This window comes from Micromonospora sp. NPDC023737 (assembly GCF_040639715.1).
Classification (GTDB): domain Bacteria; phylum Actinomycetota; class Actinomycetes; order Mycobacteriales; family Micromonosporaceae; genus Micromonospora.
Genome location: NZ_JBFAAL010000019.1, coordinates 70542 through 89533 on the forward strand (window position 1 = coordinate 70542; position 18992 = coordinate 89533).

The 18992-nt window shown below is 72.8% G+C and carries 17 protein-coding genes; 6 read left to right on the plus strand and 11 right to left on the minus strand.

Annotated elements, in window-relative coordinates; translation table 11 throughout:
• The 9 genes from AB0F98_RS28005 to AB0F98_RS28045 form a co-directional block, all read right to left on the minus strand.
• The gene (locus tag AB0F98_RS28005) at window positions 1–1164 is read right to left on the minus strand and encodes an acyl-CoA dehydrogenase (protein WP_357741251.1); all 1164 of its coding nucleotides are present in this window, start codon (window positions 1162–1164) and stop codon (window positions 1–3) included.
• Window positions 1161–3221, minus strand: coding sequence for a biotin carboxylase N-terminal domain-containing protein (locus AB0F98_RS28010; RefSeq protein ID WP_357741254.1), 2061 nt, complete (start codon window positions 3219–3221; stop codon window positions 1161–1163). Before AB0F98_RS28010 ends, AB0F98_RS28005 begins: the two co-directional genes overlap by 4 nt.
• A 125-nt stretch (window positions 3222–3346) precedes the next feature.
• Complete coding sequence (locus AB0F98_RS28015; protein WP_357741257.1) at window positions 3347–4948, minus strand: carboxyl transferase domain-containing protein; 1602 nt, start codon at window positions 4946–4948, stop codon at window positions 3347–3349.
• Window positions 4945–6138 (minus strand): acyl-CoA dehydrogenase family protein, encoded by a 1194-nt coding sequence (locus AB0F98_RS28020; protein ID WP_357741260.1) that lies wholly within the window; start codon window positions 6136–6138, stop codon window positions 4945–4947. Before AB0F98_RS28020 ends, AB0F98_RS28015 begins: the two co-directional genes overlap by 4 nt.
• The gene (locus tag AB0F98_RS28025) at window positions 6135–7805 is read right to left on the minus strand and encodes an acyclic terpene utilization AtuA family protein (protein WP_357741263.1); all 1671 of its coding nucleotides are present in this window, start codon (window positions 7803–7805) and stop codon (window positions 6135–6137) included. Before AB0F98_RS28025 ends, AB0F98_RS28020 begins: the two co-directional genes overlap by 4 nt.
• Complete coding sequence (locus AB0F98_RS28030; RefSeq protein WP_357741265.1) at window positions 7802–8650, minus strand: TIGR03084 family metal-binding protein; 849 nt, start codon at window positions 8648–8650, stop codon at window positions 7802–7804. Before AB0F98_RS28030 ends, AB0F98_RS28025 begins: the two co-directional genes overlap by 4 nt.
• A 36-nt stretch (window positions 8651–8686) precedes the next feature.
• Window positions 8687–9331 carry a TetR/AcrR family transcriptional regulator gene (locus AB0F98_RS28035; protein WP_357741268.1) on the minus strand — a complete coding sequence of 215 codons (645 nt, stop codon included), beginning with the start codon at window positions 9329–9331 and terminating at the stop codon, window positions 8687–8689.
• Window positions 9332–9655: 324 nt separating this feature from the next.
• Complete coding sequence (locus AB0F98_RS28040; protein WP_357741271.1) at window positions 9656–10399, minus strand: metallophosphoesterase family protein; 744 nt, start codon at window positions 10397–10399, stop codon at window positions 9656–9658.
• A 114-nt stretch (window positions 10400–10513) separates the two neighbouring features.
• The gene (locus AB0F98_RS28045; RefSeq protein ID WP_076467173.1) at window positions 10514–11191 is read right to left on the minus strand and encodes a Crp/Fnr family transcriptional regulator; all 678 of its coding nucleotides are present in this window, start codon (window positions 11189–11191) and stop codon (window positions 10514–10516) included.
• A 216-nt stretch (window positions 11192–11407) separates the two neighbouring features.
• On the opposite strand from AB0F98_RS28045, the gene AB0F98_RS28050 reads away from it, so the two are divergent.
• The 6 genes from AB0F98_RS28050 (at window position 11408) to AB0F98_RS28075 (ending at window position 16711) form a co-directional block, all read left to right on the plus strand.
• Entirely contained in the window at window positions 11408–12070 is a 663-nt protein-coding gene (locus tag AB0F98_RS28050; RefSeq protein ID WP_357741274.1) for an adenosylcobinamide amidohydrolase, read from the plus strand.
• Window positions 12071–12127: 57 nt separating this feature from the next.
• Window positions 12128–13291 carry a CapA family protein gene (locus AB0F98_RS28055; protein ID WP_357741277.1) on the plus strand — a complete coding sequence of 388 codons (1164 nt, stop codon included), beginning with the start codon at window positions 12128–12130 and terminating at the stop codon, window positions 13289–13291.
• Window positions 13288–14109 carry an endonuclease III gene (nth, locus tag AB0F98_RS28060; RefSeq protein WP_357741318.1) on the plus strand — a complete coding sequence of 274 codons (822 nt, stop codon included), beginning with the start codon at window positions 13288–13290 and terminating at the stop codon, window positions 14107–14109. Before AB0F98_RS28055 ends, nth begins: the two co-directional genes overlap by 4 nt.
• The gene (locus AB0F98_RS28065; protein ID WP_357741281.1) at window positions 14106–14780 is read left to right on the plus strand and encodes a TlpA disulfide reductase family protein; all 675 of its coding nucleotides are present in this window, start codon (window positions 14106–14108) and stop codon (window positions 14778–14780) included. Before nth ends, AB0F98_RS28065 begins: the two co-directional genes overlap by 4 nt.
• Window positions 14777–15469 (plus strand): CoA pyrophosphatase, encoded by a 693-nt coding sequence (locus tag AB0F98_RS28070; protein WP_357741284.1) that lies wholly within the window; start codon window positions 14777–14779, stop codon window positions 15467–15469. Before AB0F98_RS28065 ends, AB0F98_RS28070 begins: the two co-directional genes overlap by 4 nt.
• A gap of 63 nt (window positions 15470–15532) precedes the next feature.
• On the plus strand, window positions 15533–16711 hold the full coding sequence (locus AB0F98_RS28075) for a MarP family serine protease (RefSeq protein WP_357741287.1): 1179 nt from the start codon (window positions 15533–15535) through the stop codon (window positions 16709–16711).
• 164 nt (window positions 16712–16875) lie between these two features.
• Here AB0F98_RS28075 and AB0F98_RS28080 read toward each other — a convergent pair whose 3' ends face one another.
• Together AB0F98_RS28080 and mycP are read right to left on the minus strand one after the other, a co-directional pair.
• A complete protein-coding gene (locus tag AB0F98_RS28080; RefSeq protein ID WP_357741290.1) occupies window positions 16876–17610 on the minus strand; it encodes a phosphatase PAP2 family protein in 735 nt (244 codons plus the stop codon).
• Window positions 17611–17652: 42 nt separating this feature from the next.
• Window positions 17653–18984, minus strand: coding sequence for a type VII secretion-associated serine protease mycosin (mycP, locus tag AB0F98_RS28085; protein ID WP_357741293.1), 1332 nt, complete (start codon window positions 18982–18984; stop codon window positions 17653–17655).
• Window positions 18985–18992: the final 8 nt, after the last annotated feature.

The following is an 18992-nucleotide window of genomic DNA, read 5'->3' on the forward strand; positions in this document are numbered from 1 at the left end:
TCAGTACGACTTCTCCTGACCGAGGACGTGCTGGGCGACGTAGTTCAGGATCATCTCCCGGCTCACCGGGGCGATCCGTCCGGCCCGGACGGCACCGAGCAGCGTCGCCACGCCGTACTCGGTGGTCATGCCGGCCCCGCCGTGGACCTGCACCGCGGTGTCCACGGCGAGCGCGGCGGCCTCGCCGGTCGCGTACTTGGCCATGTTGGCGGACACCCCGGCCTCCAGGTCCCGCCCGGCGTCGTAGAGGGCGGCCGCCTTGTAGATCATCAGCCGGGCCAGCTCCACCTGCACGGCGGCGTGCGCCAACGGGTGGGACACGCCCTGATGGGCGCCGATGCTCCGCCCGCCCCAGACCTTCCGGGTCGCGGTGTACGTCGAGGCCCGCTCGATCGCGTAGCGGCCGGTGCCCGCGCCCATCGCGGCCACCGTGATCCGCTCCGGGTTGAGCCCGGTGAAGAGCGCCGGCAGGCCCGCGTCCACCGACTCCCCGACCAGCGCGTCGGCCGGAAGCCGCACGTCGTCGAGGTAGAGCAGGAACTGGTTCTCCGGCGAGACGATCTCCATGTCGAGCTTGGATCGGGTGAGCCCCGGCGCGTCGGTCGGTACGACGAAGAGCGCCGGCTTCAGCCGTCCGGTCGTGGCGTCCTCGGTACGCGCCACGACCAGCACGTACCGCGCCTCGTCGACGCCGGAGATGAAGCACTTGCGCCCCGAGAGCAGCCAGTCGTCGCCGTCGCGCCGGGCGACCGTGCCGAGCCGGTGGAAGTTCGACCCGGCCTCCGGCTCGGTGATCGCGAAGACCACCTTCAGCGAGCCGTCGGCGAAGCCGGGCAGGAACCGTTTCCGCTGCGCCTCGGTGCCGTGCCGGTTGATCACGGTGGCCGCGATGGCGGGGGAGACGACGAGCAGCAGCAGGGGGCAGCCCGCCGCGGCCAGCTCCTCGCAGACGATCGCCAGCTCGGTGATGCCGCCGCCCCCGCCGCCGTACTCGGTGGGGATGTTCACCCCGAGGTAGCCGAGCCGGCCCGCCTCCGCCCAGAGCTCGGTGGTGTGCCCACCGACCTTCGCCTTGGCCACGAAGTAGTCGTGCCCGTACCGGCGGCCCAGCGCTCGCACGGCGTCCCGCAGCTGCTCCTGCTCGTCGGTGAGGTCGAAGTTCATCGCGCGTCCTCCAGGGGGTTGACCACGGCCAGCACGGCCCCGGTGTCGACCTGGCCGCCGGCCGGCACCGGCAGCTCCACGACCGTCCCGTCGACCGGGGCGAGCACCGGGTGCTCCAGCTTCATCGCCTCCAGGGTCAGCAGCAGGTCGCCGGTGACGACCCGCTGACCGGCCATCACGTGCACCCGGGTCACCGTGCCGGGCAGCGGCGCCAGCAGCGAGCCGGCAGCGAGCTCGGTGGTCGGCTCGGGAAAACGCGGCAGCTCGGTGAACGTGACCGAGCCCTCCGGGCCGTCCACGTGTATCGCCGAGCCGATCCCGTGCACCCGGTACGCGCACCGCACGCCGGCCGCGTCCAGCACGACCCGCTCGGCGGTGGCCGACACCAGCACCATGGCGCTCCACCCGCCGTCGCTCACGCCGGCCGGGTCGCCCGGGCTGCCCGCCCGGTCGACGCTGCCGGTGGTCGGTCCGTCGGCGTCCGGCCCGGCCGCGCGCACCGACCACTGCGCGAGTGCGCCCGTCCGGTCCAGGCGGTAGCGCACCTCGACCTCGCCGTCCGGGCCGAGCAGCCGGGTGACCTGCGGGTACGCGGGCACGTTCCGCCAGCCGGACGGGAGCCCGGCGAGCACCGGGGCGCTCGCCCGTCGGCCGGCCGCCGAGGCCAGTGCCGCGGCCAACGCGTACAGCGGCAGCCGATCCGACGGCACCAGCGGCGCGAACAGTTCCGGATGCCGGTCGAGGAAACCGGTGTCGATCTCGACGGCGGCGAACTCCGGGCTGCGCAGGACCCGGACCAGCAGGTCGCGGTTCGTGGTCACCCCGTGCAGTTCGGCGCGGGCCAGCGCACCGGCCAGTGCCCGCGCCGCCTCGCCACGCGTCGGCGCCCAGGAGATCACCTTGGCCAGCATCGAGTCGTAGTGGACGGCGACCGTCGAGCCGTCGACCACGCCGGAATCCATCCGCAGCCCGGCGTGGGTCAGCTCGCCGAACTCGGCGCACACACCCGGAACGGCGAACCGGTGCAGCACGCCGGTCGCCGGCCGGAAGCCCCGGGCCGGATCCTCGGCGCAGAGCCGCACCTCGACGGCGTACCCGCTGGTCTTCGGGTACACGGCCTCCTCCGGCAGCGGCTCACCGTCGGCGACCAGCAGTTGCAGCCGAACCAGGTCCAGCCCGGTGCACAGCTCGGTGACCGGGTGCTCGACCTGGAGCCGGGTGTTCATCTCCAGGAAGTGGATGTCCCCGTCGGGCGTCAGCAGGAACTCCACCGTGCCCGCGCCCACGTAGTCGACGGCACGACCGGCGGCCACCGCCGCCTCGTGCAGCCGCTCCCGCACCTCGGGCGGGACGACGCCGGGCGCCTCCTCGACGATCTTCTGATGCCGGCGCTGGATCGAGCACTCCCGCACGCCGAGCGCGGCGACCGTACCGAAGGTGTCGCCGAAGATCTGCACCTCGACGTGCCGGCCGTGCTCGACGTACCGCTCGATGAAGACCGTGCCGTCGCCGAACGCCGCGGCCGCCTCACGACGTGCGGAGGCGACGGCCTCGGCGAGCCCGGCCGCTCCACGGACGACGCGCATGCCCCGCCCTCCGCCGCCGAAGGCCGCCTTCACCAGCACCGGAAAGTCGGTGACCTGGTCGAGGTCGGTCCAGGTCGGCAGCATGGGTACGCCGGCGTCGGCGAGCAGCGCCTTCGCCGCCACCTTGTCGCCCATCGCGGCGATCGCCTTCGCCGACGGCCCGACCCAGGTCAGGCCCGCGTCGATCACCGCCGCGGCGAACTCGGCGTTCTCCGCGAGGAACCCGTAGCCGGGGTGGACCGCGTCCGCACCGGTCCGGCGGGCCGCATCCAGGATCAGGTCGATCCGCAGGTACGTCTCGGCCGGGCTGTTCCCCGGCAGCCGAACCGCCCGGTCGGCCTCGGCGACGTGCGGCGCGTCGGCGTCCGCGTCGGAGTGCACGGCCACCGTCTCGACGCCGAGCCGACGGCAGGTGGCGAGGACGCGGCGGGCGATCTCGCCCCGGTTCGCCACCAGGAGCCGGGTGATCATCTGGGGGCCTGCCTTTCGTTCGCGACTGCGGGACTCCGCTGCGCTGCGTTCCTCGCGCTCACGGTGCCTGCCTTTCGTTCGCGACTGCGGGACTCCGCTGCGCTGCGTTCCTCGCGCTCACCGGATCACATCCGGAAGACGCCGAAGCCGTGCGCGCCCTGCACGGGTGCGTTGTGGACGGCGGACAGGCAGAGGCCGAGGACCGTACGGGTGTCCCTGGGGTCGATCACTCCGTCGTCGTAGAGGCGACCGGAGAGGAACAGCGCGCCGGACTGTGACTCGATCTGCTGCTCGACCATCAGCCGCATCGCGGCGTCGGAGTCCTCGTCGTACGGCCGGCCCCGGGCGGCCGCGGCCTGCCGGGCCACGATCGAGAGCACCCCGGCGAGCTGGGCCGGCCCCATCACCGCAGACTTCGCGTTCGGCCAGGTGAAGAGGAACCTCGGCTCGTACGCCCGCCCGCACATGCCGTAGTTGCCCGCCCCGTACGACGCGCCGAGGTTGACCGTCAGGTGCGGCACCGTCGAGTTGGAGACCGCGTTGATCATCAGGGCGCCGTGCTTGATGATCCCGCGCTGCTCGTACTCGGTGCCGACCATGTAGCCGGTGGTGTTCTGCAGGAAGAGCAGTGGGGTGTCGGCCGCATTGGCGAGCTGGATGAACTGCGCCGCCTTCTGCGCCTCCTCGCTGAACAGCACGCCCCGGGCGTTGGCGAGCACCCCGACCGGGTAGCCGTGCAGTTGGCCCCAGCCGGTGACCAGCGCGCCGCCGTACGCCGGTTTGAACTCGTCGAACTCGCTGCCGTCGAGGATCCGGGCGAGCACCTCGCGCGGATCGAACGGCACCTTCAGATCGGAGCTGACGATGCCGAGCAGCTCCTCCGGGTCGTACTTCGGCGGCTGCGGCGACGGGTCACGCGGCCCTGGGCCCTGCTTGCGCCAGTTCGACCGGCGTACGCACTGCCGGGCCAGCCGGATGCCGTCCCGCTCGTCGGCGGCGAGGAAGTCCGCGAGCCCCGACGTTGTGGCGTGCATCGCCGCGCCGCCGAGTGACTCGTCGTCGGTGACCTCGCCGGTGGCCATCTTCACCAGCGGCGGCCCGGCCAGGTAGACCTGCGACCGGTCCCGAATCATGATCACGTTGTCGGACATCCCCGGCACGTACGCGCCGCCCGCGGTCGCGTTGCCGAAGACCACGCTGACCGTGGGGATCCGCGCCGCCGAGAGCCGGGTCAGGTCGCGGAACACCCGGCCGCCCGGGATGAAGATCTCCGCCTGGGTGGGCAGGTCGGCCCCGGCCGACTCGACCAGGTTCAACATCGGCAGCCGGTTGGCGAGCGCGATCTCACCGGCCCGCCGGGTCTTGGCCAGCGACCACGGGTTGACCGCGCCACCGCGTACCGTCGGGTCGTTCGCGACGATCAGACACTCGACGCCCTCGACCACACCGATACCGGTCACCACACTCGCCCCGACGGGGAAGTCGGTGCCGTACGCGGCCACCGGAGACAGCTCCAGGAACGGGCTGTCCGGGTCGAGCAGCAGTTCGATCCGTTCCCGGGGGAGCAGCTTGCCCCGGGCGTGGTGCCGGGTCACGTACTTCTCGCCACCCCCGGCTCGGGCCTGGTCCAGGGCGGCGTCCAGCTCCGCCAGCCGCTCCAGCAGCGCCGCGCGGTTGTCGGCGAAACCCGGCGAGGACGGATCGATCGCGCTGCCCAGTACGGTCACAGCCCCATCCCCTTCGCGATGATCTCGTTCATGATCTCGGTGGTGCCGCCGCCGATGCCGAGGATGCGGGCATCGCGGTAGTGCCGTTCCACCTCGGCGTCGCGCAGGTAGCCGAACCCGCCGTGCAGTTGGAGCGCCTGGTCAACCACCTCGGCGCAGGCGGCCACCGCGACGTTCTTGGCCATCGCCACCTCGGTGACCACCGGCTCGCCGGCCGCGACCCGAGCCGCGACCTCGTGCACGTACGCGCGGGCGGCCTCGGCGCGCGTGTGCATCCCGGCCAGCCGGTGCCGGACGAGTTGGCGGCTGACCAACGGCCGGCCGAACGTGGAACGGTCCCGGCACCAGCGCACGGCCAACTCGACGCAGCGCTGGGCGATCGCGTACGCCTGCGTGGCGAGCGAGATCCGCTCGGCGGCGAAGTGCTGCATGATCGCCAGGAAGCCGGTGTCCTCCGCGCCGATCCGGTTCGCCACCGGCACCCGTACGTCGACGAAGGACAGCTCGGCGGTGTCCGAACAGTGCCAGCCCAGCTTCTCCAGCCGGCGGCCCACGGTGAAGCCGGGGGTGCCTTTCTCGATCACCAGCAGGGTGAGCTCACCGCTGCCCGGGAAGTCGGTGCAGACCGCGGTGGTCACGAAGTCGGCCCGGACGCCGCTGGTGATGTAGGTCTTCGACCCGTTCACCACGTAGTGGTCGCCGTCCCGGCGGGCGGTGGTGCGGATCCCGGCGACGTCCGAGCCGCCGTCCGGCTCGGTGATCGCCAGCGCGCCGATCATCGTCCCGGCCAGGGTCGGGCGGACGTACCGGTCGACCAGGTCGTCGTCGCCCGCGGCCGGGACGGCGCCGAGCCGGCCGCCGAGCGGGCCGCCGGTCCGGCCGCCGGCGGCGACCATGTGCGGGAGCGCGATGCCGTGCGTGAAGAGCGCGGCCACCAGCCCCGATGAGCCGCCGGATCGGATGATCTCCTCGGTCACGATGATCGTGTCGAGCAGGTCGCCGCCGCTGCCCCCGACCGATTCGGGGAACCCGACGCCGAGCAGGCCGATCTTCGCGGCGGTGGCGTGCAGGTGGCGCGGGACCTCACCGGCCCGCTCCCAATCGTCCAGGTACGGCAGCACCTCCCGGGTGACGAAGGCGCGGGTCAGCTCGCGCAGCTGGCGCCGCTCCGGCGTGTCCACGATGGTCATGCGGTCGCCTCCAGGATCGGCAGGTCGACGATCCGCGAGCGGAGCAGCTCGCCGAGCGCCTTGGCCTGCGGGTCGAAGCGGGTGGACGCGGCCACTCCCTGACCGAGCAGGCCCCGGATCACGAAGTTGACGGCGCCCAGGTTCGGCAGCTCGTACCGCTCGACGGTCAGGTTGGCGGTCTCCGGCAGCAGCTCGGCCAGCCGCTCCACGGTCAGCCAGCCGCGCAGCCAGTCGTATGCCGCGTCGCTGCGGGCCCAGACACCCAGGTTCGCGTCACCGCCCTTGTCTCCCGACCGTGCCCCGACCAGCTCACCGAGTGGGCCGCGGCGGGTGCGGTGCCCGGAGAGCATCGTCGCCGGCGCATCCGGTTGCGCGACGCTCTCCGGCGGACAGGTGTCGGGCGGCGGAGGGATCGGCACGCGGGTGCCGTCGGGGAGTACCGCGGTGTGTTGAACCGCGTCCTGCGGTACGAGGTTCGTGGTGAACACCCCGTACGGCGTCGCGTCGCCGGGCGGGGTGGTCAGGGTGCATCCCGGGTAGGAGGCGAGCGCCAACTCCACCGCGGCCGCCGAGAACGCCCGCCCGGCCCGTGCCTTGTCGCCGTCGCGCAGGTGTACGTGCAGCAGCGCGCTCGCCGTCTCCGTGTCGGCAGAATCGGAATGGTCGGTGCGGGCCAAGGTGAACTCCAGCCCCTCCTTGCCCACCGACGACTCCAACTGGCTGCGGACGAGGGCCGCCTTGGCCGGGATGTCCAGCCCGCAGAGCACGAAAGTCATCGAGTTGCGGAAGCCACCGAGGTTGTTGACGCCGACCTTGAGGGTCGCCGGTGGCGGTGCCCCCCGTACGCCGGTGACCCGCACCCGGTCCGCCCCGTCGGTGTGCAGGGTCACCGTGTCCAGCCGCGTCACCACGTCCGGACCCAGGTACGCGGGCCCGCCCACCTCGTAGAGCAGCTGCGCGGTGACGGTCTCCACGGTCACCGCGCCGCCGGTCCCCGGGTGTTTCGTGACGACGCACGAACCGTCCCGGTGCACCTCGGCGACCGGGAAGCCGGGACGGTGGCCGCCGTCGGGCAGCTCGGTGAAGAAGCTGAAGTTGCCGCCGGTGACCTGCGCGCCGCACTCGACGAGGTGCCCGGCGACGGTGGCGCCGGCGAGCGCGTCGAGGTCGTCGCGGGTCCAGCCGTACCGGGCGATCGCCGGACCCACCACCAGCGAGGCGTCGGTGACCCGGCCGGTGACGACCACGTCGGCCCCGCCGTCGAGGCAGGCGGCGATCCCGAACGCGCCCAGGTACGCGTTCGCGGTGAGCGCGTCCGGCCGGGGCAGCACGTCGCCCTCGACGTACCCGACCCGGACGGTGAGGCCGAGCCGGTCGGCGAGCGCGTTGATCGCGGCGGCCAGCCCGGCCGGGTTCAGCCCACCGGCGTTGGTCACGAGCTTGACCCCGCGCTCGAGCGCGGTGCCGAGGCAGCCTTCGAGCTGCCGGAGGAAGGTCCGCGCATAGCCGAGCGACGGGTCGCGCATCCGGTCCCGCCCGAGGATCAGCATGGTCAGTTCGGCCAGATAGTCGCCGGTCAGCACGTCCAGCTCGCCGCCGTCGAGCATTTCCCGCCAGGCGGTGAAGCGATCGCCGTAGAAGCCGGAGGCGTTGCCGATGCGGATCACACCGGCACCCCGCTCGGGCCGGCAGCGCGGGTCCCCGCCTCGCCCGTCGGCGGGTGACCGGGTGGCGGGTCCAGCGGCGGTCGGCCGGCACCGGGTGGTCCGGCGAACGCCTGCGCCACGTCGAGCCACTCGTCGGCGACCGGGCCGGTGACGGTGAGTGCGAGATCGGCGCGGTGCCGGCGCTGGGTGACCAGCAGACAGAAGTCCCGGGCGCGCCCGGTGACCCGGTCGGTGCTCTCCGCGGGGCCCCAACTCCAGGTTTCGCCGCCCGGCCCCGCCAGTTCCACCCGTACGGGCGCCGCCGGCATGGGCCGGCCGTGGGCGGCGAAGCCGTGGCCGAGGGTACGCACGCCGAGATGGGCGACGTGCCGGAGCCGGTGGGTGTCGGGACGGTGTACGTCGAGTGCGTCGGCGACGTCCTCGCCGTGCGCCCAGGTCTCCATGATCCGGGCGGTGACCATCGACGCGGCCGACATCCGTGTGCCGTACCAGGGCAGTTTCTCCCCGGGCAGAACGAGGGCGAGGGCGGCGGCCAGTGCCGCCCGGCCGCCGCGCCAGCGGGCGAGCAGGTCGGCCGGCGGAGCGAGGAACTCCTCCGCGCCGTGGTCGACGAGTCGGGCCGGGTCCGGGACGGAGGCCACGGACGCGAAGAAGGCTTCGGCGTCGGTGGCGGCGAGCAGCGCCACATGGTCGGTCCAGGCGAGGTGGGCCACCTGGTGGGCGACGGTCCAGCCGGCCGCCGGGGTGGGGCGGGCCCAGTCCGCCGGCGACAGTGGGCCGACGAGCGCCTCCAGCGCCTCGGACTCCCCGGCCAGGTCGACGAGCAGGTCCGACAGGTCGACCATGGTGCCTCCGGTCTGGTCATGCCCCGCTGGGGCAGGTCAGGGCGTGAGGAGCGTGGAGAGTTGCTGCTTCCAGGTGGCGAGCAGGGCGGTGCGCCGGACGGTGTCGTCGGTGAGCAGGTTGGCCACGCCCAGCCCGCGGAGCAGGTCCAGGGTGGCCTGCACCGCCTCCCGTACGCCGGGGCGTCGCTCGTCGACGCCGAGCAGTGCGACGGTGAGCCGGTGCATCTCCCGGCCCACCCGGGCCTCCAGTGGCACCAGCGCCCGGCGCAGCTCGGGATCGGTGCGGGCGGCGACCCAGAGTTCGAGTGCGGCGACGAAGAGCGGACCGGTGAACGCCACGCCGAGCAGGTCGATCACCCGGTCGAGCCGCTGCGGCCCGGTCGGTAGCGCCTCCGCCTCGGCACGCAGCTCGGCCGCGCGGCGCTCGGCGAGGTGGTCGACGGCCGCGGTGACCAGAGCGGCCTTCGTCGGGTAGTGGTGCAGCTGGGCACCGCGCGAAACCCCGGCCCGCGCCGCGACCAGCGTGGTCGTGGTCCCCGCCCAGCCGTGCTCCACCAGGCATTCGACGGTCGCCTCCAGCAGTCGCGCCTGAGTGGCGCGGCTGCGTTTCTGTTGAGGGACGCGGATCGATGCGGCGGGCACGGGCACAGCGTGCCGGTCACGAAACAAACAGTCAAGCATGACTTTTTCCGGCCGCTGTCCGCCGCCATGCACCCGTCAGCCCCGCCTCCGGGCACCACCCTTGTCTGTCGGACGCTGTCGAGCTGCCCCAGTTCTGGGGCGCGGCGTGGTCGCCTGCGGGTCCTGCGGGCTCGCCGGTTCGGCTGCTCCATTTCTGGGGTGCTGCGTGGTTGTCTGTGGGTCCTGCGGGCTCGCCGCTTCGGCCGCCCCATTTCTGGGGCAGCTCGACAGCAGGCGAGCCGGGACGCCGTCCACGTCCATCGCGGGCAGCCGGGCAGCCGGGCAGCCGGGCAGCGGTGCATCGGGGCAGCGATGCGGCGGTGCTCAGCGGCCGTCGCGGGGGGCGAACACCGCCAGCGCGTCGGCGTCGCTGTGCCGGGAGCGCAGGTACTCGTCGGCGAAGCCGGCGGCGTCCGGGTACGTCGACTCGGCGGCCACCCGGGCACAGGCCGCGTCCACGTCGAAGTCGGTGCGACGCAGCTGCACACCCGGACCGAGCAGCGCCCAGTACGCGCCGGGCCCGCCGTACGGCATCCCGACGCTGCCGGGATTGACCACCAGCCGCCGGTCGACCAGCCGGGTGAACGGCATGTGGGTGTGCCCGCAGACCACCGTGCGCACCTCTGCCGGCACGTCGGCGAGGACCTCCGCCCAGCGCGCCATCCGGGTGTCGACCAGCACGACCTCCTCGTCGTCCCGAGGTGTGGCGTGGCAGAAGAGCACCGGACCCAGTCCGTCGATGGTGAGCGTCACCGTGCGAGGCAGTTCCGCCAGCCGGTCGACCTGATCGTCGCGGAGCTGATCCGCCGCCCAGTTCGAGACCTCGATCGGGAGGCGGTGCCCGGCGCGTGCCTCCACCAGTTCCCGGTCGGCGTTGCCGCGTACCCAGCAGGCCCGGTCGCCGAGCTCGGTGAGCCGGTCGAGCACCTCGACCGGCTGTGGGCCGGCGGCGATGTCACCGGTGAGCACGATCAGGTCGGCGGCAGCCACGTCCGGCTCGGCCAGCACGGCCTCCAGGGCGGGAAGCACACCGTGGATGTCGGAGAGGACGGCGACGTTGGTCAGCATCGCCCCAGCGTGGCCACCCGTCCGGGCGAAATCCAGCGATTCTGCGCCGGGCAGACACGTCCTGCGCCAAAACGGCCCGAACCGACAAGGCGGTCCGGGCCGTAGCGGCCAGAGTCAGACGCGGGCGCGGCGGGCCAGGCGCTCCGGGTCCAGAATGATGATGCTCTTACCGTCCAGGCGTAGCCAGCCCCGCGAGGCGAAGTCCGCCAGCGCCTTGTTGACCGTCTCCCGGGAGGCGCCGACGAGCTGGGCGATCTCCTCCTGGGTGAGGTCGTGGGTCACCCGCAGCACACCGCCGTCGCGGGTGCCGAAGCGGCCGGCCATCTGGAGCAGGTTCTTCGCCACGCGGCCCGGCACGTCGGTAAAGATCAGGTCGGCCAGCGAGTCGTTGGTCCGGCGGAGCCGGCGGGCCAGCACCCGGAGCAGCTGCTCCGCGATCTCCGGCCGATTGGCCAGCCACGGCCGCAGCGCCTGCTTGCGCAGCCGGACCAGGCGGGTGTCGGTCACCGCCGTAGCCGTCGCCGTGCGCGGGCCCGGGTCGAAGAGTGACAGCTCGCCGACCATGTCCGACGGGCCCATCACCGCGATCAGGTTCTGCCGGCCGTCCGCCGCACGGCGGCCGACCTTGATCTTGCCGGACAGCAGAATGTAAAGACTGTCGCCGGGCTCGCCCTCGTTGAACACGACCTCGCCCTTGCGGACCTCGATCGTCTCCATCTCCTTGGCGAGCGCCTCGGCAGCCTCCGGGTCGACACCCTGGAAGATCCCGCTGCGGGCCAGTACCTCGTCCATCGCGCACCTCCGGTTGCGCGTTGCCGTCCCTCGGCCGGGTCCGCCGTCCGCTGGTCCCTCGCGCGCCGACAAGTCTAGGCGCACGTGAGCCGGAATCAGAGGTGGCCCCTGGAAACGTGATCGTTGGGCGTAATCCGTACGTTTTGCCTGGCCAGATGGTCACCGCCCGCAGACCGTCGGTACCGGTCGGGACCGGTCGGGCCGTAGGGTCACCGGGTGCTGAGTGAGCCGTTGCTGACCACCCGCCACGAGAACGGGCACGACGTTCCGATGCTGGTCTGGCGGGCCACCGGTCCGCTGCGCGCGGTGAGCTCCGCGTCGCTGGGCGGCGGAATCGGCGTACGCCACTGGGTCTTGAACGCGACAGTGCCGATGTCGTACGACCGGGACGACCCGGCGGACCACCTGGCCGCGCTCGCCCACGGGCTCGGGCTGGACGGGCCCGGGGTCGGGCTGCTGACCGGTGTCGACGTCGCCGAGGTGATCGCCCGGACCGACGGCGGCGTGCGGGCCTGGGCGACGGTCGGGCTCGGCACCCCGATCCGAGCCGCCGAGCCGGCACCGGTGGCGCTCGGCGAGCGGGTCGGCACGGTCAACATCGTGGTGTACGTGCCGGTGCGGCTAAGCGACGCCGCCCTGGTCAACGCGGTCGCCACCGCGACCGAGGCGAAGGCGCAGGCGATCACGGAGCTGGGCCTGGCAGCCACCGGCACCCCGACGGACGCGGTCGCCGTGCTCTGCCCGGTCGACGGCCCCGAGTTCGCCTACGGAGGGCCGCGCTCGACGTGGGGTGCGCCACTCGCCCGAGCGGTGCACGCGGCCGTGCTCGCAGGCGGGTCCGGCGCCGTCGTGCCCTGGTCAGACCGGCTGAACGGCTGAACTTCCGTCCGATCGGCCGTCGTCTCGGGGAAACCAGCCCGGGTAGGGTCGCCAACGATGTACGCTGCCGCGCGCTCCTCGCGCCACCCCTCATACCGTCGCCGGATCACCCTCGTGTTCGGCGTGCTGCTCGCCCTGCTCGTGGCGGGCTGCGCCGAGACCGTCGCGGCTCCCGTCTGGCAGGCCGGTGCGGGTGGCGGGGCCACCGGTGCGCCGGTGACCACCCCCTCGGCGAGTGGTTCCCCGGAAGAGGGCGAGATCGTCTCGCTCTCCGCGACCGGCGACATCATCATGGGTAACGCCCCGAATCGGCTGCCCCCCAACGGCGGCAAGGGCTTCTTCGCCTCGGTCACCAAGGCGCTCGCCGCCGACGTGGTTATGGGCAACCTGGAGGAGCCGTTGACCGTGGACACCGGCACCGGCAAGTGCGGGGCCGACTCCACCCGCTGCTTCCAGTTCCGCGCCCCGCCGGAGTACGCGGCCCACCTGCGCGACGCCGGTTTCGACCTGCTCAACCAGGCCAACAACCACGGCTACGACTACGGCCCGAAGGGCTACGAGAACACCCAGCGGTCGCTGGAGAAGTACGACCTCGCGCACACCGGCGCGCCGGACCAGATCACCGTCGTCGAGAGCAACGGCATCAAGATCGCCGTTGCCGGCTTCTCGTCGTACGTCTGGTCCAACAGTGTCGTGGACATCACCGCCGCGAAGAAGGTCGTCGCGAAGGCGGCCACCATGGCCGACCTGGTCGTCGTGCAGGTGCACATGGGGGCCGAGGGTTCGGACAAGACCCGAGTCCGGCCCGGTACCGAGATGTTCCTGGGCGAAAATCGGGGCGACCCGGTCAAGTTCGCCAAGGCGATGATCGACGCCGGGGCCGACCTGATCGTCGGGCACGGCCCGCACGTGCTGCGCGGAATGGAGTTCTACAAGGGCCGGCTGATCGCCTACAGCCTGGGGAACTTCGCGGGCGGGGGCAACTCGCTGAGCAACAACGGTCGTCTCGGCTGGGGTGGCGTCCTGAAGGTGTCGCTGCGCTCCGACGGCAGTTGGGCGGGTGGCTCGTTCACCTCGACGTACATGAACGGGGCCGGCAAGCCGACCCTCGACCCGGACGACCGGGGACTGGGCCTGGTGAAGCAGCTCACTCGCAGCGACTTCCCCAAGACCGGCGTTCGCCTCGACGATGCCGGCAAGATCACACCACCTGGAGCCTGACGCCCGCCCGGCGACGTACGCTGGCCGTCGTGACCCGTAGCTCCCCCGGTGCCAGCGAGACCGACCTCGGGCGGAAGCGGCGCGCTCGGCGGATCGGCCGGGTGCTCGCCGAGACCCATCCCGACGCGCACTGCGAACTGGACCACTCCAGTGCGCTGGAGTTGGCCGTCGCCACGATCCTCTCGGCGCAGACCACCGACAAGAGGGTCAACGAGGTCACCCCGAGGCTTTTCGTGCGCTACCCGACCGCCGCCGCGTACGCCGCTGCCGACCGGGCGGAGATGGAGGAGCTGATCCGGCCGACCGGCTTCTACCGGAACAAGACCGACTCACTGATCAAGCTGGGACAGGCGCTCGTGGAGCGCCACGACGGTCGCGTGCCGGGCAGGATGGCCGACCTGGTGGCGCTGCCGGGGATCGGTCGCAAGACCGCCAACGTCATCCTCGGCAACGCGTTCGACGTGCCCGGGATCACCGTCGACACCCACTTCCAGCGCCTGGTGCACCGCTGGCGGCTCACGTCCGAGACCGACCCGGTCAAGATCGAGCATGCGGTCGGCGCGCTCTACGAGAAGCGCGACTGGACCATGCTCTCCCACCGGGTGATCTTCCACGGCCGTCGCGTCTGCCACGCGCGCAAGCCCGCCTGCGGGGCCTGCACGCTGGCGAAGCTCTGCCCGTCGTACGGCACCGGACCGACCGACCCGACAGTCGCGGTCAAGCTGCTCAAGGGCCCCCGGGCCGGTGAACTGGCGGTCGCCGCCGGAATCGACCCGCAGTTGGTGCCGGCCCAGGCGGTCACCGCGGAGGTGCCATGAATCGCCGAATCGCCGTACTGCTCCTGCCGCTGCTGGTCGCCGCCGCAGCGGGCTGCACCGCCACGGGCACGGAGGAGCCCGCGCCACCCCGGCCGCGGGCCGAACGGCCGTCACCGTTCGAGGACTGCGCGAAGCTGACCACCCCGGCGACCGCCACTCCGACCGCCGGCGCGGGGACGTCGAGCGAAGCCACCGACACGAGCACCGGCGCGGAGGCGTCGAGCGCCGCCGCGAACGGGCGCGCGGGAGATCCGCTACCCGAGCTGACCCTCGCCTGCTTCACCGGCGGCGCGCCGGTCGCCCTCCGCGACGTACGCGGACCCGCCGTGATCAACATTTGGGCGTCCTGGTGCCCGCCCTGCCGCAAGGAGCTGCCCGCCTTCCAGCGGTTGAGCAAACGGGCCGGTGACCGGATCCACGTGATCGGGGTGAACAGCCAGGACAGCCGCAGTGCGGCCCAGTCCATCGGCGAGGACCTGGGCGTCGGCTTCCCGATGCTGGTCGACCAGGGGACAGCGCTGCAACGGGCGCTGAACCGAAACGCCTTCCCGCTGACCCTCCTCGTCGACGCGCAGGGCCGGGTCGTGCACACCGACGCGTCCGGCGCGCTGGACGACGCGAGCCTCGGCGAACTGGTCCGTGAACACCTCGGGGTGGCGGTGCCGGCGTGACCCCAAGACCGCCGGAGTGGATGGCACCGCTGCTCGACCGGCTCGGCACGGCCCGGGCCGAGGACTTCACCCGGCTGGCGACGCCGGAGAGCGGCGGGCGGGAGAGCGCCGTGCTGGTGCTCCTCGGCGAGCAGGCCGACACCGGCCCGGACGTGCTGATCCTGCAACGGGCGGCCACCCTGCGGACCCACGCCGGTCAGCCCGCCTTCCCGGGTGGCGCCGCGGACCCGGAGGACGCCGACGCCCGGGCGACCGCGCTGCGCGAGGCGAACGAGGAGGTCGCCCTCGACCCGCGCAGCGTCACCGTCCTGGCCGAACTGCCGAAACTATGGATCCCGGTCAGCGACTTCGTGGTGACCCCCGTCCTCGCCTGGTGGCACGCGCCGCACCCGGTGCACCCCTGCGAGCCGGCCGAGGTGGCACACGTGGCCCGGCTGCCGATCGCCGAACTGGTCGACCCGGCGAACCGGGTCCGCGTACGCCACCCGAGCGGCTGGATCGGCCCGGCCTTCGCCGTACGCGGCATGCTGGTCTGGGGCTTCACCGCCGGGGTGCTGAGCACCCTCCTCGACCTGGGCGGCTGGTCCCGGCCGTGGGCCCCGGGGCGGATGGTCGAGCTGCCGCCCATCGGGGCGACGCCGGCCCCCTCCGCGGGCACCGACGAGGTCGACGAGACGTCCGTACGCTGACCGCACGGTCACCTTCCGCAAGCGGTGGTCATCCGACGGGCCCCCGGCCCGTACGCTTGACGCGTGTCGGCCGTCGATCTCGTCCTGGTGCTGCTCATTCTCGTGTTCGCGATCAGCGGATACCGACAGGGCTTTGTCATCGGAATCCTGTCGTTCACCGGGTTCTTCCTCGGCGCGCTGGTCGGGCTCCAAGCCGGGCCGATACTCGCCCGTCAGTTCGTCGACAGCGGCACCCGGGTGCTGATCTCACTGGTGGCGGTCTTCGGCCTCGCCGTGGCCGGGCAGGCGCTCGCCGGTTGGCTGGGATCGAACCTCCGGGCCGCGATAACCGGTTCCGTCTTCCGCAAGATCGATGACGTCGGCGGCGCGTTCGTCTCCCTCTTCGCGGTGCTCATGGTCGCCTGGCTGGTCGCGGTGCCGCTCGGCTCGTCCTCGCTGCCCTGGTTGGCCTCCTCCGTGCGGAACAGCGCCCTGCTCAACGTGGTCGACCGGGTCCTGCCCGACCAGGCGCAGCGACTCTCCACCGCGTTGCGGGACACCGTCGACACGAACGGCTTCCCGGACGTCTTCGGTGACCTCGCGCCCACCCGCGCGCGGCAGGTGGAGCCGCCCGACCCGGCGCTCGCCGGCTCGCAGGTGGTGGTGAACGGGCAGCGCTCGGTGGTCAAGGTGCTCGGCTCCGCGCCCAGCTGCTCGCGCCGCATCGAGGGCTCCGGCTTCGTGTACGCCGACGACCGGGTGATGACCAACGCCCACGTCGTCGCCGGCACCCGTTCGGTGGCCGTGGAACTCGGCGGCGACCGGTACGACGGCGAGGTGGTCGTCTACGACCCGGACCGGGACCTCGCCGTGCTGCACGTGCCGGGGCTGCCCGGCCCGTCCATGCGGTTCGCCGCCGGTAACGCGGGCACCGGCGCGGACGCCATCGTGCTCGGCTTTCCGCTCGACGGGCCGTACAACGCCCAGTCCGCCCGGGTTCGCGACGTGGACCGGATCACCGGGCCCGACATCTACTCCTCCGGAGACGTGACGCGGGAGATCTACACGATCCGCGCGTTGGTCCGCAGCGGCAATTCCGGTGGGCCGCTGGTCTCCGCGAACGGGTTGGTGCTCGGGGTGATCTTCGCGGCGGCGGCGGACGACCCCAACACCGGGTTCGCGGTGACCTCGGCGGAGGCGCGCCCGGTGGCCCTGGCAGGCGCCCAGAGCACCCGATCCGTCGACACCGGCGAATGCACCTGACCCACCACTCCTGACAGGGACTCTTTCTCAGAAAGAGTGGCTATCGGCGGCGCGAAGGGGACTCTTTCCCAGAAAGAGTGGCCATCGGCGGCGGGAAGGGGCCCCTTTCACGGGAAGAGCGGCATCCGCGGAGGGAGGGCCGCAGGGGAGATCGCGGCGCGGGGTCAGTGGCGGTTTGCGGGGGCGCGCTGCCAGACGGTGAAGCCGGCGGCGGTGGCCGCCAGGACGGCCGTGGCGAGGAGCCACCCGCCGATCACGTCGCTGGTCCAGTGCACCCCGAGGGCCATTCGGCTCGCCCCGGTCAGCACAGCGAGCAGTAGCGCCGTGGTCCAGAGAGCAGCACGTTGCGCCCGGCGCCGGGCCAGCGGCAGGAAGACCACCAGCAGCACCCCGGCGGCCAGGGCGGCGTTGAGCGCGTGCCCGGACGGAAACGCGTACCCGACGGCCCGGCCGACCGGATCCGGCAGTTCCGGCCGGTCCCGAGCGACGAGCAGCTTGAGCAGGGCGCCGAGCAGCCCGCCCGCCAGCATGGTCACCGCGACCCAGAGGGCCAACCGGCGGGCGTCCCGACGGACCAGCCAGATCACGACAGCCAGGGCGGCGACGCGTAGCGGCATGGGCGCGAAGACTTCAGTCCAGACGCTCGTCAGCCGTACCCAGCCAGGGTGCTCCAGCGCGTAGCCGTGCAGCGCCTCCGCCACCGAGGTGTCCATCCGGTGCAGCGGAGGCCACGCGCCGAGCACGAGCAGGGCGAGCGCCGTGAAGGGCACCAGCACCAGGAACGCGGCCGTCACGGCCAGGGTGAGACGTAGCCCACGCGGCTGGACCGGGTCGAGCCGGCGTCGCCGCCAGGACGCCGCGTCGCCGGGGGCGAGGGTGCGCGGACCGGTCGTACTCATGGCGTCCGTTCTACCCGACCGGGCGGGCGATCAGCCGCGGTCTCAGCGGTGCTGATGGCGCAGCCGGCGGACCATCAGCGCCGCCCCGGTGAGCAGGGCGACGAAGAGGGCGGCCCCGGTCCAGAGCCGTTCCGGTGCCGAATCGTCCTGGCTGCCGGCCGGGCGGGCGGTCCAGCTGGTCTGCTGCTGCGGGACGTGGCGGCCGAGCGGATCACCGAAGCCGGCCGCCTGGTCGCTCTGCTCGCGACCCGGTGCCGGTCCGAAGCCGACCACGCCGGGCGAGGCGTTGTCGTCGAGCGGGTTGCCGGTCACCGGCGGCACGTCGGCGGTGAGCGCGGCCACCGGGTCGACCAGACCGAAGCCGAAGCGGTCGTCGCGTCCGGTCGGGCCGAGATCGCGAGCGGTGGACATCAGCCGGTTCACCACGTCACCGGCCGACATCTGCGGGTAGCGGGACCGGACGAGGGCCGCGGTGGCGGACACCAGCGGTGTGGCGAAACTGGTGCCCTGCACCCGCCAGTAGCCGCCCGGGCGGGCGCCGACGAGCCCGGTGGCCGGTGCGGACAGCACGGCCTCCCGGCCGGTGATCGAACCGGACCAGAGATTCTCGCTGTTCCGTTCCAGGCCGGCGACCGCGATCACACCCGGCTCCCGGGCCGGGTACCAGACCTCGGAGGTCGTCGAGCTGGCGACGTTACCGGTGCAGGCCACCACCACCACGTCGCGGGCGAAGGCGTAGTCCAGGGCGGCGGCGAGAGCAGGGCTGTCACCGCTGCCGCCGAGCGACAGGTTGATCACCCGCGCGCCGTGGTCGACCGCCCAGCGGACCCCACGGGCCACGATCAGCGCGTCGTCGTACCTGTTCTCGTCGTCGAGCACGCGGACCGGCAGGATGCGTGCGTCCGGCGCGAGGCCGACCACACCTTGTTTGTCGTCCCGCCGGCCGGCGATCAGCCCGGCCACCGTGGTGCCATGGCCCACCGGGTCCGCCTGCGGGCCGCCACCCGGCGACACCAGGTCGTATCCGGGCAGCACCTGCCCCACCAGGTCGGGGTGGGTGGCGTCCACTCCGGAGTCGATGACGGCGACGGTGACCCCGCGCCCGGTCGAGGTGCGCCACGCGGTCGCCGCGTTCAACTCGTCGATCTGCCACTGCTCGTCACGGATCTGGTCCGGCCGGTCCGGCGCCTCGTCCGGCACGTACGCCAACGGGGTGGCGGCGATCGCGCTCGCGTGGACCGGAGCGGCCGACACGGGCAGCGCGGGACCGGCCACGGCTACGACGGTTGCCGTCACGCCGAGCAGCGCCCGGCGGGCAGCCCGCCGGCCCGCTGCCGGGCAGCTGTGCCGAACCCCAGTCACATCCTCAGCCATTCGTCGCC

Coding starts and splice junctions, on each gene's coding strand:
- AB0F98_RS28005 (WP_357741251.1), bottom strand. CDS start 1,164: ATGAACTTCGACCTCACCGACGAGCAGGAGCAGCTGCGGGACGCCGTG.
- AB0F98_RS28010 (WP_357741254.1), bottom strand. CDS start 3,221: ATGATCACCCGGCTCCTGGTGGCGAACCGGGGCGAGATCGCCCGCCGC.
- AB0F98_RS28020 (WP_357741260.1), bottom strand. CDS start 6,138: ATGACCATCGTGGACACGCCGGAGCGGCGCCAGCTGCGCGAGCTGACC.
- AB0F98_RS28030 (WP_357741265.1), bottom strand. CDS start 8,650: ATGGTCGACCTGTCGGACCTGCTCGTCGACCTGGCCGGGGAGTCCGAG.
- AB0F98_RS28035 (WP_357741268.1), bottom strand. CDS start 9,331: ATGCTTGACTGTTTGTTTCGTGACCGGCACGCTGTGCCCGTGCCCGCC.
- AB0F98_RS28040 (WP_357741271.1), bottom strand. CDS start 10,399: ATGCTGACCAACGTCGCCGTCCTCTCCGACATCCACGGTGTGCTTCCC.
- AB0F98_RS28045 (WP_076467173.1), bottom strand. CDS start 11,191: ATGGACGAGGTACTGGCCCGCAGCGGGATCTTCCAGGGTGTCGACCCG.
- AB0F98_RS28055 (WP_357741277.1), top strand. CDS start 12,128: ATGTACGCTGCCGCGCGCTCCTCGCGCCACCCCTCATACCGTCGCCGG.
- AB0F98_RS28065 (WP_357741281.1), top strand. CDS start 14,106: ATGAATCGCCGAATCGCCGTACTGCTCCTGCCGCTGCTGGTCGCCGCC.
- AB0F98_RS28080 (WP_357741290.1), bottom strand. CDS start 17,610: ATGAGTACGACCGGTCCGCGCACCCTCGCCCCCGGCGACGCGGCGTCC.
- mycP (WP_357741293.1), bottom strand. CDS start 18,984: ATGGCTGAGGATGTGACTGGGGTTCGGCACAGCTGCCCGGCAGCGGGC.